Consider the following 14,876-nt stretch of genomic DNA (forward strand, 5'->3'; position numbering starts at 1 on the left):
AATAAACACCCCCGGTTTTCACAGGATGCCTACATCCGATGTTAACCCGGGGGTGTTTATTTTTTACTCGTAAGAACGAACCTTCAATACACGCATCACATTCAATACGGCTAGCAATGTTACACCTACATCGGAAAATACAGCCTCCCACATCGTAGCAATACCGAATGCTCCCAGCGTAAGAAACACAGCTTTGACACCTAGTGCAAAAATGATGTTTTGCCATACGATACGACGTGTGCGCTTGGCGATATGGATGGCCGTAACCAGCCTTGAAGGCTCGTCGTTCATGATTACGATATCTGCCGCCTCAATCGCAGCGTCCGAACCCAAGCCACCCATCGCTACACCGACATCGGCCAGCGCCAGTACGGGTGTATCATTGATTCCATCGCCCACGAACAAAATTTTGTCGCTCGTTTTTTTACTTGCAGACAACTGCTCGATGGCTTCGGCTTTGTGCTGAGGTAACAGCTCTGCCCTTACTTCATCCAAACCCAGCTGTCGTCCTACAGCCTCGGCAACTGTCCGATTGTCACCCGTCAGCATGATGGTTTTCACCACACCCAACTTTTTCAGTGAAGTAACCGTTTGGGCTGCGTCTTCCTTAACCTCATCTGAAATCAGAATGCACCCGGCATACGTTCCGTCTACCGCCACATGTACGACCGTTCCTTCATCCAGCGTCCCTGCTTGCTGCGCCACGTTAAAAGCAACATGTTCCCGCTTCATCAGCTTGGCGTTCCCGGCCGATACCAGACGACCATCTATTTGTGCCTGAATCCCGTGACCGGATATTTCACTATACTGCTGAACCCGTTCTGCTCTGAGTTCTTTACCGTAGGATTCACGCAAAGATGCAGCAATAGGATGTGTCGAATGCAGCTCCGCCAAAGCGGCGGTTTCGAGCAGGGTTTCGTTTGTAAAATCTCCGGCAGGATAAATCCCTGTTACACGGAAAACACCTTTGGTGAGTGTGCCTGTTTTATCAAAAACAGCGTATTTTACATGATTCAGAGCTTCAAGATAATTCCCACCCTTGATCAGAATACCTGAACGAGAGGCTGCCCCGATTCCCCCAAAGAAGCCCAGTGGAATAGATACTACCAGCGCACATGGACAAGAAATAACGAGGAAAACAAGCGCACGGTACACCCAATCTGCAAATTGTGCACCTGGCACAACAAGCGGTGGAACAACCGCCAACAACAGCGCTACAATAACCACTACGGGAGTATAGTATCTGGAAAATTTCGTGATAAACTTTTCAGTCGGCGCTTTTTTGGCACTCGCATTTTGCACTAATTCCAAAATTTTAGAGACCGCGGATTCACTAAACTCTTTGCTAACCTCTACCGTTAGAAGTCCGTTCGTATTGATAAATCCACTCAACACGCTACTTCCTGGCTCCACAGTACGAGGCACCGATTCACCAGTCAACGCAGAGGTATCCACATGCGATTTACCATCTACAACTTTACCGTCCAGTGGGATCTTCTCGCCTGGCTTAATCACAATCAAATCCCCAATGCGAACGTCTTCTGGAGACACTCTCCGTACGGACTCAGCCGTCTTCAGGTTCGCATAGTCCGGTCTAATATCCATCAGATCACTGATGGACTTACGTGAACGGTTAACTGCGATGCCTTGAAACAGCTCTCCGATTTGATAAAAGAACATGACAGCTACGCCTTCCGGGTATTCCCCAATCGCAAATGCACCAACAGTAGCCAGCGTCATCAGGAAGTATTCGTCAAAGGCCATTCCACGTACCAAACTGCGTGCAGCCTGCAAGACAACATCACCGCCAACGATGATATATGCCAGTAAAAATAAGGCCAGCTTGCCTACACCTTCAACAGGTAACCACCAGGCAACAGCCGCAACGACCGCACCAATAGCCAAACGCGCAATCATGCGGCGCATACCGTCCGTACCGTGATCATGCGTATGCCCAGCGTGGCTATCATCTCCATGCGAATGTGAATGAGCATGGGTGGATTCACCATGTTTGTGCTCTGCATGGTGGTTGTGATGCTCTTGTGTATGTCCTTCACCTTCATCATTATGCTCATGACCGCATGCACAATCCTCTACGCTATCTGATTGTACTGCACCAGCATGGCTTCGACTGTCTTCATGTAGGTGGCCACGGGCACTTTTTACCACCATCCGAACATGTGGCTCAAGTCTATGAACCTTCCGTTCCGTCTGGCGAAAAACCTCTTCTTTTTGATCCGAACTTGTGGTCATCGTCAACGTTTTCGTAACAAAATTGACCGAGCAATCCATGACCCCTTCTATTTTACTGACTCCATTTTCAATCTTGAGCGCACAGTTGGCGCAATCCAAACCTTCCAAAATCCATTCATGCCGTTCCGTTCTTTTTAGAGCATCCATAATCATTGGCCTCCAATTAACTATATATGAGCAACTGTTCATATATTATTTATTAAGGTCATTATATTCAGGATCAGGGTCAAAAGTCAATGACATCTAGCCCTTTTTAACAAAAAAATCGACTTCAACGGACAAACGCCAAAAGAGCGCCAATCGCTTGGCGCCCTCTGTTGTTTTATCCCAAAAGATTATTGATGTGATATGTGTTGATGGGTTTGCAAAAAGATCTGCTCCACATGATTATCATCCAGTGAATAAAACACCGTTTTGCCTTCTTTGCGTCGTTTGACAATACGCAGGTTGCGCAAATAACGAAGCTGGTGGGATACCGCAGATTGTCCCATGTTCAACACCTGGGTCAGATCATGGACACACAGTTCTTTTTGTGCCAGGGCATAAATCAGCTTAATTCGTGTCGGGTCACCCAGTGCTTTAAACAGCTCCGACATTTTGTATGCGATGGAATCCTCAACTAGGGAAGATTTTATGCGCTCGATTTCCTGATCTGAACCGTGACAAGCCGGCTCGCAATCCAAAGCTTCCGTTTCAGAATTCATCCTTTTCACCCCGTGTATTTCGACTTGATGCTCCTATTATAGCAAATTCGTAGAGTTTACGAATAGCTTATATTACAGCTTGCCCTGTAACAGAAAACTTCCAAGTCTCAATGCTTGCCTAACGCTATAGCTTTACACTACATAGAGCTTAATAAAGCTTAATTCAACGTTTTTAATACTTCATCACTGTAAGGAATAATTTCTTCTATTTGTTGATCACGTAACTTCACCGCAAACGCTGGATCAACCAGCAAAGCACGCCCAACCGCAACCAGATCAGCTTCCTCTCGTTCTACTTGCCCCACGAGCTGTTCTAATCTTGCCTCTACACTACTGGATTGATCGGTTTGACGATTATTATTTTTTTCCAAATCACTCAAAAAGGCCTTCTCCAAACCAATCGAGCCTACAGTAATAACTGGCTTGCCTGTTATCTTTTTCGTCCAAGCTGCCAGGTTTAGATCAGACCCTTCAAATTCCGGTTCCCAAAAACGGCGGCTTGAGCAATGGAACACATCCACTCCTGCCTTCACTAATGGAGCGAGAAACTGTTCAAGTTCCTGAGGTGTCTGTGCCAGCTTTTCTTCATAGTGGTACATCTTCCACTGGGAGAATCGCAGTATAATTGGGAAATCCGGCCCTACTGCACGACGACAAGCCTCAATGACCTCCACCGCAAATCGAGTACGCTGGACCAAATTGCCTCCATATTGATCGATACGCTTATTCGTTTTGTCCCAGAAAAACTGATCAATTAAATAGCCGTGTGCTCCATGAAGCTCAATACCGTCAAAACCCACTCGCTGGGCATCGGCAGCGGCCTGAGCATAGGCTGCGATAATATCAGCAATCTCGGTCTCGGTCAACGGCTCAACTACCTTTTCACCGGCAGGAGAAATACCGGACGGGCCGACAGGCGATGCCTCGGGATTCGGTTGGTTATCCGCACCTATTTGGCGAGCTGTACCCACATGCCAGAGCTGCGGTATAATCTTGCCACCTACCGCATGAACCTCCTCGACTACCTTGGCCCACCCCTTTAATCCCTCACCATAAAAATTAGGAATGCTGGTGTGCTCTACAGCTGCGGGATGATTAATAGCAGTTCCCTCCGTAATAATCAAACCAACCGCATTTTCTGCACGCCGACGATAATACACCGCCACGTCAGGCCCTGGAATACCTTGAGGAGAAAAATTTCGTGTCATTGGCGCCATAACAATCCGATTGGGAAGAGTTAAATTACCTGCCTTAAAAGGTTTAAACAGTATTTCTGTGTTCATTACTTTTTCCTCCGCTCTCCACTAGTATTATCGTTTTCACTCTACTGTTATACAATTCCATTTTACACATATGTAAACTTGAGTTCAAGAAGCCACAGTTTTAATTTTAATTAGCTACACAAAAAAAAGAGGAAGCGGCTCTACGTCCGCTTCCTCTTTCCTAATTCGTTTGTACTTGAGTGATTTTGCAAAAATCCTGACTTATTAGTGTGCTACCATGTTGTATTCCATAATCCATACAGAACCACCAACGACGGTCAACAGGATAACTACACCGAAAATCAAAGTCATGACATTCCAACGTGGTCCATTGCTTTCACGAATGTGCATGAAGAAGAAAAGCTGAACCAGAAATTGTAGCACTGCCGCGGCTAAAATAACAACCATGGTCGAAGTGCGGCTCAACATATGATTCATAACCACACCGAGAGGAATGATGGTCAGTACGATGGACAGAATAAACCCGATAACATAGGATTTCACTGAACCGTGAGAATCATCATGACCATGCGAACCCGCTCCTGTTTGATGCTGTGCCATCTACATCACCCCCATCAAATAGACGACTGTCAGCAAGAAGATCCAGACAGCGTCCAAAAAGTGCCAGTACAAGCTCAATGCCGAAACTTTCCCCTTCGTCTCTGGTGTAAGCCCGCGTTTTTTCAACTGGAACATGAGTCCAATCATCCAAACCAGACCTAACGAAACGTGAAGTCCGTGCGTTCCGACTAAAGTGAAGAATGCCGACAAGAACGCACTGGTTCCAAAATTGGCTCCTTCGTGTACCAACTCAACAAACTCGTAAACCTCAAAACCGATAAAACCAAGACCCAGGATCGCCGTCACGATTAACCAGTTAATTAATCCCTTCATGCTTCCTTTGTTCATGGCCAACACAGCCAGACCACTTGTGAAGCTGCTCGTGAGCAAGAGGAACGTTTCAATAATAACGCCCGTCATGTTAAACAGCTCTGCGCCACCCGGTCCTCCGGCTGTGTTGTTCCGAAGGACGACGAAGGTTGCGAACAAGGTACTGAACAGGATTACGTCCGTAACGAGGAAGATCCAAAAACCAAGCATCTTCAATTCTTGCGGATCGTGATGCCCGTGGTCATGATCATGGCTGTGATGTGCTGTAGCTTGTGCCATTATACAGACCCCCTTATTGCCGCTTCCGTGCGTTTTACTTCATCCGCAGGGATATAGTAGTCGCCATCATAGGAGAAGAACGAACGGCAAATCATACAAATTGCCACACCGATCAGCCCTGGAATATAGAAGAACGACCATCCGAATACGAACCCGAAACCTGCAATGAAAAAGAATACCGACATAATGAATGGAATCGCCGAGTTTTTCGGCATATGAATCGCTTCAATTGGCGGTTGCTTTCTGAAAATACCTTTTGCACGTTTATCTTTTTCTGCCCACCAGTCATCACGTTCTTCTACTTGTGGAATGGTAGCAAAATTGTATTCTGGTGCAGGTGAAGGAATCGACCATTCCAACGTATGACCACCCCAAGGGTCGCCTGTTGTATCCTTCAGCTTGCGATAATTCTTGATACCCAGAAGAATTTGAAGAACCTGGAACAAGAACCCAATCCCCATCAGGAATGCCCCAACGGTTGAAACGAGGTTAAGCGGCTGCCAGCCGGTATCCCAGCCGTAAGTGCTCAGACGACGCGTCATACCCATCAGACCGAGAGAATATTGTGGAATAAAACATACATAGAAACCGATGTTCCAGAACCAGAAAGCCCATTTACCAGGCGTTTCAGGCAATGTAAAACCGAACATTTTAGGCCACCAATAGTACAGACCTGCCAAGTAACCGAACACTACACCACCAATCAGAGCGGAGTGAAAGTGAGCGATCAGGAAGTAACTGTTATGGAACTGGAAGTCAGCAGGCGCTACAGACAACATGACGCCCGTCAAACCAGCAATCAAGAAGTTCGGAATAAAAGCAATTGACCACATCATAGGAGTCTTGAATGTAATCTTACCCCGATACATCGTGAACAGCCAGTTAAATACTTTAACCCCTGTCGGTATTGCGATAACCATCGTCGAAATCGCAAAGAATGCATTAACATCTGCGCCTGATCCCATCGTGAAGAAGTGATGCGCCCACGTGAAGAAGGACAAGATCGCAATAATGAACATGGCGTAAACCATGGACTTGTATCCAAACAATTTCTTTTTGGAGAATACGCTGATGACCTCGGAATAAATACCGAAGGCAGGCAAAACTACAATGTATACCTCAGGGTGACCCCACATCCAGATCAAGTTGATATACATCATCGGGTTACCGCCGAAATCAAGCGTAAAGAAGTGTCCTCCTCCAAAGCGGTCAAGGAACAGCAATGCCAAAGTAACCGTCAGAATCGGGAATGCGAAAATGATAATAACACATGACGAAAATACGGACCACGTAAAGACAGGCATTTTCATCCAAGTCATACCAGGTGCACGCATTTTAATAATGGTCACAATAAAGTTGATCCCCGTAGCCAATGAACCTATACCCGAAATCTGAATACCCCAGATATAGAAGTTCTGACCGACGCCTGGACTAAATTGCAGTTCTGAAAGCGGTGGATAACTCAACCAACCTGCATCTGGCGAACCGCCGATAACGAAGGACAGGTTGAACAACATTGCTCCCATAAAGAAAAGCCAAAAGCTCAATGCGTTCAGGAAAGGAAACGCAACGTCACGCGCACCAATCTGAAGAGGTACAGCGATATTAAACAAACCAAACATCAACGGCATCGCCATAAACAGGATCATGATCGTGCCATGAGTTGTGAAAATCTGGTTGTAATGCTCAGGATGCAGAAGTGTAACATCCGGTGTAGCCAGTTGAACACGCATCAATAATGCATCCACGCCTCCGCGGAATAACATCAAGATGGCCGCAAGAATATACATAATACCGACTTTTTTATGGTCAACAGTAGTCAACCAGTTTTTCCAAAGCCAGCCCCATTTTTTGAAATAAGTGAGCACAAACACGATCCCGATCGTCGCTAATGCGATGGAGACGTCCGCTCCATAGATCATTGGGTCTCCAGTAACGAAGAAAGTGGATGCAAACTCTTTTATTTTGTCAAGCATTGGGGGCCTCCTTCCCTATAATCATTTAATTGTGTCCGCTCATATTCATATGACTCATGTCCATTGCCGCATGATCTTCTGTGCCGGACTGAGAAGAACCTTCTGTGGATGTAGCTTCACCATGCCCAGCATGTGGGTTAGAAGCACCCTCCACTACATACTTGTTAACAATGTCTTTGAACAAGCCATCTGGAATCGAAGAATACTCATCAGGCTGGGACAAACCTGGTTTTGCAAGCGCCAAATAGCCGTCTTTCGTTAGCGGCTTAGACTGCTTCTTGATGTCAGCGACCCAGTTTTTATACTCTTCATCCGACTGGACCTCTACATCAAAACGCATTTGTCCAAAATGCTCACCGCTAAAGTTTGCACCCGAACCAAAGTAAGTTCCTTCGTGATCGGCCTGCAAATGCAGTTTCATAGCCATGCCTGACATGGTGTAGATTTGTCCGCCCAATTGCGGAATCCAGAACGAGTTCATCGGGGCGTCAGCAGTCAGTTCAAAACGGACTGGAACACCTTTAGGAATGTGAACTTGGTTAACTGTAGCTATACCTTCCTCTGGATACATAAAGAGCCATTTCCAGTCCAGTGAAGTCACTTGAATGGTTACTGGCTTTTGCGTACTTGCCAACGGCTTGGAAGGCTCCAGCAAGTAGGTATATCTTGCAGTAATGACCGCAATAATACAGATAACGATAATTGGAATAGCCCACCATGTAGTCTCCAGCTTTTTGCTGTCATCCCAGTGGGGTTGATACTTCACCTTGTTTGTCGGTGTATCACGATACCGCCAAATGATGAAGAAAGTCAAAATCATGACCGGTACAATTATTAGCGCAGACAATGCCGTTGTAAGAATGATCAGCTCTTTTTGTGCTTGCCCAACAGGTCCTTTCGGATCGAAAACAACGTATTTTCCGCCAGCATAAAAACACGTCCAAATGAGCAATGCTACCGTGAGCACGGTCAAAACCAACGCAATAATCGCTTTTGGTTTTTTGTTCATGTTGTTCCCCTCTCCTTAAATAATAAATTACTCAAAACTTTACGAACTCCTGTAATGTTGCCCCTATATAAGATAGCAGAAAAGTGGCCACTTTTTTTATTGTTAACAGAATTGTCGATTATTTGTCCGTTTTTTGTGAAAAACATCTCTAAAAATAAAATTTATCTTGCAAATTCAAAATTTCTTATTAATACAAAGATGACATAATAAAAACGTTATTTGTGTATCTTAAAGAAGTTATATTAAAGAAAAAAGCGGGACTCCTTACAGTTATCATCCTCCACTGCTCGAAGCCCCACATTGTTGTTTTCAGCATATATTTGCTTTAAATCATTTTTAAATTGTATTAACTGCGGCCGTTTTCCTGGTCTTCCTTCTTGCGTGCAATGACAAATGATTTCCCAACTAGAAAAATAAAAATCCCGGCAACAACGCAGCCAATACCTGTCATTAAATATATATTCCGATCAGTTAAATTACCTATATCAAGCAAAATAAGGATAATACCTGCAATACAGGCGATCCAAGCGATAACAGATACCGTCCGGCTCATTTGCCCGTCAGTTGATCCTGATTTCCTAAAATTTGCAGCCATACCCTCCACTCCCTTCGGTCTAAAATAATTTTTAACGCCCTCGTCCGGTATTTTTGTCAGTATGCACTTATCTTGCTTCTTTATTCCCTTTGGTCTCTACATACCTAAAACAACCCTCTGCATATCTTGACTATTATTACCCCGGAAGACCCAGTGTTCAAACAAAAGGGAGAGAAGACAGGTCTATCTTTGCTATATTATTAAATCGCTCTTCGTTTAACGTCTGGTCTCCAACCAGTTATTACTTACTACATTTCGATACCAATAGTAACTTTCCTTCGGGGTGCGGACCTGTGTGCGGAAATCGACATGAATCATGCCAAATCTCATATTATATCCCTCTGCCCACTCAAAATTGTCCATAAGTGACCATGCCATATATCCTTTGACATGAAGGCCGTCATGAATAGCCCGGTGTACCTGCACCAAATGCTGCTGCATATACGAAATACGACGGTCATCCTGAACCTTGCCATTCACGACATCATCGTTGATGCAAGCCCCATTCTCTGTGATATAAATATCGAGGTTACCGTATTTTTGCAAATAATGCAGTACCTCGTACAGCCCACGCGACTCCACTGGCCAACCGATATCCGTTACAGGTAGCCCCATATTGATTTCTTCAGATTGAAGAAACCCGGCTTCAGGATTAAAACGATTAACTGACATAGCATAGTAATTGATACCGATCATATCAATAGGCTCGCCGATAATATCCATATCCCCATCCTGAATAGGCACGGTGGCTCCTTGCTCCGCAAACCAGTCTACCAAAAACTGAGGATACGAGCCTTGATAAATAGGTTGAAGAAACCAGTCACTGTGCAGGGAAATGGTGCGCGCACAAGCAGCTTTATCTTCCTCAGATGTGCTGTAAGGAACAGCCCAGGAGACATTGGGAGCGATACCGATCTGGCCACTGGTGCCCAGCTCGCGGAAACGGCGCACAGAAAGACCATGCGCAACTAGCAAATGATGTCCTACATCAATGGCTGTCTGAAGATTTGTCAGACCCGGGGCATGAACACCCAGCATATTAGATAAAAAGGCGATGCACCATGGTTCATTGAATGTTAGCCAATGGTGTATTTTACCGTGGAACTCGCGGAACATCGTTTCTGCAAACTGGACAAATGCTTGAATCGTGCGACGATTCTCCCATCCTCCAGCATCCTGAAGCGCTTGAGGCAGATCCCAATGGTACAGTGTACAAAACGGTTCAATCCCATTTTCGTTCAACAAATCGACTACGCGATGATAATAGTCCAATCCTTCTTGATTGACTTCACCGTCACCATTGGGAAATATACGCGGCCAGGACACTGAAAAACGGTATGTACGAATGCCCAGTTCCTTCATTAGGCGGATATCTTCCTCGTAGCGATGATAGCTGTCACAAGCTAATTGCCGTTATCACCGTTGAATACTTTGCCAGGTGTATGGGCAAAGGTATCCCAGATCGACAAACCTCTCCCATCCTCCTCATAAGCTCCCTCGATTTGATAAGCTGCCGTTGCGGTCCCCCACATAAAGTCCTGCGGAAATTGAAAAATGGTCATATTGTCTCTTCCTCTCCTCTAATTATAATCGTAGGTCTGTTCGTTATTTCCTGCTCTTTGGTAAAAATCCATGACAAAATGAATCCTCCATGCTCAGGATCAGGCAGAGCCTGACGAGCATCTGCGCTAAACGGATGTGAATAGCGAATCGTGCAGCTTCCCGTCGGGACAGACACGGTCAATTCAGCACGGACGAGCCTGGAACCAGACCATTCCATGCCGACCGTCATCCCGCCATGTCCCTTCAATCCACTAACCCGTCCCTCCGACCATGCCGTTGGCAAGGCAGGCAGTAACGTCAGCTCTCCCGGACGGCTTTGTAGCAGCATTTCTGCAATCCCCGCCGTCGCACCAAAATTACCGTCGATCTGAAAAGGCGGGTGAGCATCGAATAAATTAGGATAGATCGATCGCGACAGCAACGTGCGAACATACCGATGTGCGGCGTCGCCATCTTCCAGCCGAGCGTACAGGTTAATCAACCAGGCACAACTCCATCCGGTATGACCACCACCGTGATCAAGCCGTCGACGCAGCGATATGCGGGCCGCCTCAGCCAGCTCCGGGGTATCACGGATGTGAATTTGTCGACCGGGGTACAACCCATATAGATGCGAAACATGTCGATGCCCAGGCTCCGCTTCCTCAAAATCGATAAACCATTCCTGTAACTGGCCGTGACGTCCGATTTGATAGGGCATTAACCGTGCCCGTGTCTCCTCACAGCGGTTGCGGAACTCATCGTCTAATTCCAGCAGGTCCGCAGCTTGAATGCAGTTACCCAACAGCTCCCGAATCAGCGTCATATCCATGGTGGAGCCCATAGATATACTGCATTCCTCGCCATCCGGCGTTTTGAATTTATTTTCAGGTGATGTGGATGGGGATGTCACAAGCCAACCCTCCGGGCCTTCCACGAGCCAATCCATGCAAAAGGCTGCCGCCCCCTTCATGAGTGGATAAGCTTGTTCTGCCAAATAGGCTGTATCCAGGGTAAACAGATAGCGCTCCCATAGATGAGCAGTTAGCCATACACCCCCAAGCGGCCAAAATGCCCAACTGGCATGGCCCCCTGAAGGTCCAGCGTATCTCCACACATCCACATTGTGATGAGCTGCCCACCCTTGAGCACCATAATGGATGGAGGATACTCTCCGTCCCGTACGGGCCACTTCTCCAATCATGTGCAGCAATGGTTCATGGCACTCGGCAAGATTGCATACTTCTGCGGGCCAATAGTTCATCTGCGTATTAATATTGGTTGTATAATTACTGTTCCACGGCGGCTGCACCCGGTCATTCCAGATGCCCTGAAGATTGGCAGGCTGACTCCCCGGACGCGAGCTGCCCATGAGCAAATAGCGGCCATACTGAAATAACAGCACTTCCAGCCCCGGGTCGGCCTGACCTTTCTGATAAAGTTCCAATCGCTGATCAGTCGGTAAAACGGACTCATCGGTTAGAGTATCACCTCCCAGTTCTAATGCAACGCGGTCAAACAGCTTTCGATGATCCTGTTCATGGCGTTGCCACACCTGCTCACTTCCCAGCGAAATTGCTTCGTCTAAAATGACTTGACATGCTTCTGCTGATTCCGTTGCATCACTATTCGGCATAGCGTGAAATCCCTGAAATCCGGTAGCTGCTGCCAAATACACCGTAATTTTATCCGCGCCCGAGATGATCAGTGCTCCATCAGCACCCTTCGTCAAGGTTCCTCCCTCAGGAATAACCCTCGCCTGAACTGCAAAAGCCATCCCCAAATCATTTTCATAAACGACAGACTGTGGATGATCACCGTGATAATTAGATTCCACATGACTGGGCACTCGTCCAGTCAACGTAATAAAGTCTCTGATCGACTCATCGGATGGATCGTCATTATCGCTATCCCATTTGGATGAATCACCAAAATGTGCATCCTCTCCAACCTCGTCTTCACAAGGATGGGGGGAAGTGATGCGCACAGATGCATGGATCTCCCCAAGCTTATTCGCAGTCAGTGACACCATCATGATTCCATCTGGCGCACTGGCGATAACTTCACGGGTATAGCGGACTCCATCACTTTGAAAAGTGACCGCTGCCGTTCCAGTCAGCAAATCCAGTTCCCGTTCATAATGCGCAATTTCCCCTAGGCCCTCCTGCGTAATCCACAAATCTCCCAAAGGCTGATAGGCTTCCGTATCGCGACCTAGCATATTCGTATTAATCAGTTGTTCCGCGTCCTTGTATTTTCCATCTGCAATCAGCTTTCTGACAGGTTGCAAATACCGCAATGCATCATACTGAACGCCGTCTCTGGGAAACCCGGACCAGAGCGTATCCTCGTTTAATTGCAAATGCTCCTCTCTGATTCCGCCAAATACCATAGCTCCCAGCCTTCCATTACCGACTGGCAATGCTTCCTCCCATACCTCAGCAGGTTGGCGATACCATAAACGCAGGGACTGTGGCCTTTTGCCTTTCGTCACATCAAACCCTCCCCCATCAAGATCAAACAGAGCGCTAATCCCGTATAGACCATAAGGACAAGCGCTCTGTCATTCCCGCATTCAAAATTTCGTTAAAAGCAGTCAGCTATTTAGAAGCCTTACCGCTCCATAACTCCACTCTGTCCTTCACCAGTTGCGTGTATTGCTGTTCCATTTGGACAGCTCCGGCGGCATCCAGTTCTTTAATCATGTTGTCGTATACCGTATCAAAATTGGAAGCTGGTGCTAAAATAGCTTCGGGTATACGTTTGCGGATAATGTCGGTCGTTTTTTTGAATGTAACGTTATAGTTAGATTCATTGTCTGTTGTCAGGTTATAGGCTGCGCCCCAAGGCTTTACATCAAATTCTTTCTTGTCCGGGAACAGATCTTTCCACGTTTTTACGCCATACGCTTTAAGTGATTCTTTCTCCGGCTCCGAATAAGCCGCGATAATTTGCTCCGGGAATTTGGCAGTATAGTAGTTGCCTGTAGGGTCTTTCACGCCGTCACCATAGTGTCCGCTGATGAGCGTGTACAAATCTATACCAGTAGACTTACTGAAGCTGGTTGCATTGTTCGTTTTTTGCTCCAGCACATCCGCAGGAATGATGCGTTTGCCATCTTTGATCTCATAATGCTTGCCTTCGATCCCCCAGTTCACTAACACCTGTCCTTCATCGGAAGCTAAATAATCCAGGAATTTAATAGCCCGCACCGGGTCCTTGCAATTTTCTGTAATACCTACTCCATAACCGGACGTGAAGCCCGTATCCTGAAAGGAACGATCTTTGTATTCCTCCGAAAGTGTAACTGGAAAATGCGCGTAGCTGGAATCGGCCTTGCCTGACGCTTTTAACGCATTTTCAGCATCCTGATAACCCCACTCCTGGTCAATCAGACCGAGGACACGGCCGCTGGCAATTTTAGATTTGTATTGATCACTTTTTTGCACAAACGAATCTTTATCGAGCAGCCCTTCATTGTACATGTGGTTCAACCAACGGAAATATTCCTTTTCTTCTGGACGTTTATAATGAAGCTTCGCTTCAAACGTTGTGGGATCAATAAAATATTCACCATCGTCCGGCGCTCCAGTCGTCTGGAAGGCAGGATTCGTTACGGTAATCATAATTCTCCAGTCGTCTGCATCCAGCGTGAGTGGGATCGTTTTTTTGCCATTGATCGTTGGGTGCTTGGCTGCATAGGTTTTGAGTACGTTTTCATAATCCTGTAGCGTTCTTACCTTTGGATAACCTAACTCTTTGAGCACCTTATGTTGAATTTCAAATCCGCCCGTTGCGTCAAAACTCTCCTGCCCCACCCCTGCATACGTAGGAAGAACATAGATGGATTGATCTTTATTACTGTACTTCAAACGATCCATATAGGGTCCATACAGCTTTTTGAGATTGGGTGCGTGATCGTTGATCAGATCTGTCAGATCAATCATGGCCCCCGCATCCACAAGCTTGTTAATATTCGCTTTAGGAGAAACCAAGTCCGGGTATTCTCCACTTGCTGCCATTAAAGCAATTCGGTCATCTCCACCTCCACCACTGACATCAAATTCCGCATTCAAGGTTACACCTGTTTTTTTGGTAATTTCCTTACCTATTTCATCCTTCATTCCATTCCATTGCGGGCTTGTATCTGCTCCGAAGAAGCTAAACGTAATCGGGTCTGTGCTGCTGGATGTGCCTTCCTTCGCTGCTTTATCGCTTCCTCCACAACCTGCGAGTGCGGTAAGTGACACTACGAGGAAGGGAATCAGTGCAAATCTGGACCAGTGTTTTTTCATGTATAAATCCTCCTATATTCCTATGATGACTTCTCCTGCAAATAACTTCTATTTCACTACCGGAATCCCG

Annotated in this window: 10 protein-coding genes and 1 pseudogene; all 11 read right to left on the reverse strand. The window is 46.4% G+C overall.

Features of this window, described 5'->3' with window-relative positions:
• Positions 1-63: 63 nt before the first annotated feature.
• The 11 genes and pseudogenes from G9G53_RS18070 to G9G53_RS18120 all read right to left on the reverse strand — a co-directional run bounded on the left by G9G53_RS18070 (position 64) and on the right by G9G53_RS18120 (position 14,806).
• A complete protein-coding gene (locus tag G9G53_RS18070; RefSeq protein ID WP_165149448.1) occupies positions 64-2,400 on the reverse strand; it encodes a heavy metal translocating P-type ATPase in 2,337 nt (778 codons plus the stop codon).
• Between the two features lie 188 nt (positions 2,401-2,588).
• The gene (locus G9G53_RS18075; protein WP_007432172.1) at positions 2,589-2,957 is read right to left on the reverse strand and encodes an ArsR/SmtB family transcription factor; all 369 of its coding nucleotides are present in this window, start codon (positions 2,955-2,957) and stop codon (positions 2,589-2,591) included.
• A 158-nt stretch (positions 2,958-3,115) separates the two neighbouring features.
• The gene (locus G9G53_RS18080; protein ID WP_165149450.1) at positions 3,116-4,240 is read right to left on the reverse strand and encodes an NADH:flavin oxidoreductase; all 1,125 of its coding nucleotides are present in this window, start codon (positions 4,238-4,240) and stop codon (positions 3,116-3,118) included.
• 204 nt (positions 4,241-4,444) lie between these two features.
• Entirely contained in the window at positions 4,445-4,780 is a 336-nt protein-coding gene (gene cyoD, locus G9G53_RS18085) for a cytochrome o ubiquinol oxidase subunit IV (RefSeq protein ID WP_013311980.1), read from the reverse strand.
• Complete coding sequence (gene cyoC, locus G9G53_RS18090; protein WP_165149452.1) at positions 4,781-5,389, reverse strand: cytochrome o ubiquinol oxidase subunit III; 609 nt, start codon at positions 5,387-5,389, stop codon at positions 4,781-4,783.
• A complete protein-coding gene (locus tag G9G53_RS18095; RefSeq protein ID WP_013311982.1) occupies positions 5,389-7,365 on the reverse strand; it encodes a cbb3-type cytochrome c oxidase subunit I in 1,977 nt (658 codons plus the stop codon). The genes cyoC and G9G53_RS18095 overlap by 1 nt, the downstream gene beginning before the upstream one ends.
• A 25-nt stretch (positions 7,366-7,390) precedes the next feature.
• On the reverse strand, positions 7,391-8,374 hold the full coding sequence (gene cyoA, locus G9G53_RS18100) for a ubiquinol oxidase subunit II (RefSeq protein WP_061828908.1): 984 nt from the start codon (positions 8,372-8,374) through the stop codon (positions 7,391-7,393).
• A 346-nt stretch (positions 8,375-8,720) separates the two neighbouring features.
• Positions 8,721-8,969: a hypothetical protein gene (locus G9G53_RS18105; RefSeq protein WP_061828909.1), complete on the reverse strand. Its 249-nt coding sequence runs from the start codon at positions 8,967-8,969 to the stop codon at positions 8,721-8,723.
• A 216-nt stretch (positions 8,970-9,185) separates the two neighbouring features.
• Positions 9,186-10,531 (reverse strand): annotated as a pseudogene (locus G9G53_RS18110) (GH1 family beta-glucosidase).
• Entirely contained in the window at positions 10,528-13,005 is a 2,478-nt protein-coding gene (locus G9G53_RS18115) for a glycoside hydrolase family 95 protein (RefSeq protein ID WP_165149454.1), read from the reverse strand. The pseudogene G9G53_RS18110 and the gene G9G53_RS18115 overlap by 4 nt, the downstream one beginning before the upstream one ends.
• Positions 13,006-13,111: 106 nt before the next feature.
• Positions 13,112-14,806 carry an ABC transporter substrate-binding protein gene (locus G9G53_RS18120; protein WP_165149456.1) on the reverse strand — a complete coding sequence of 565 codons (1,695 nt, stop codon included), beginning with the start codon at positions 14,804-14,806 and terminating at the stop codon, positions 13,112-13,114.
• Positions 14,807-14,876: the final 70 nt, after the last annotated feature.

The organism is Paenibacillus sp. EKM206P (genome assembly GCF_011066155.1).
GTDB classification, from domain to species: domain Bacteria; phylum Bacillota; class Bacilli; order Paenibacillales; family Paenibacillaceae; genus Paenibacillus; species Paenibacillus polymyxa_D.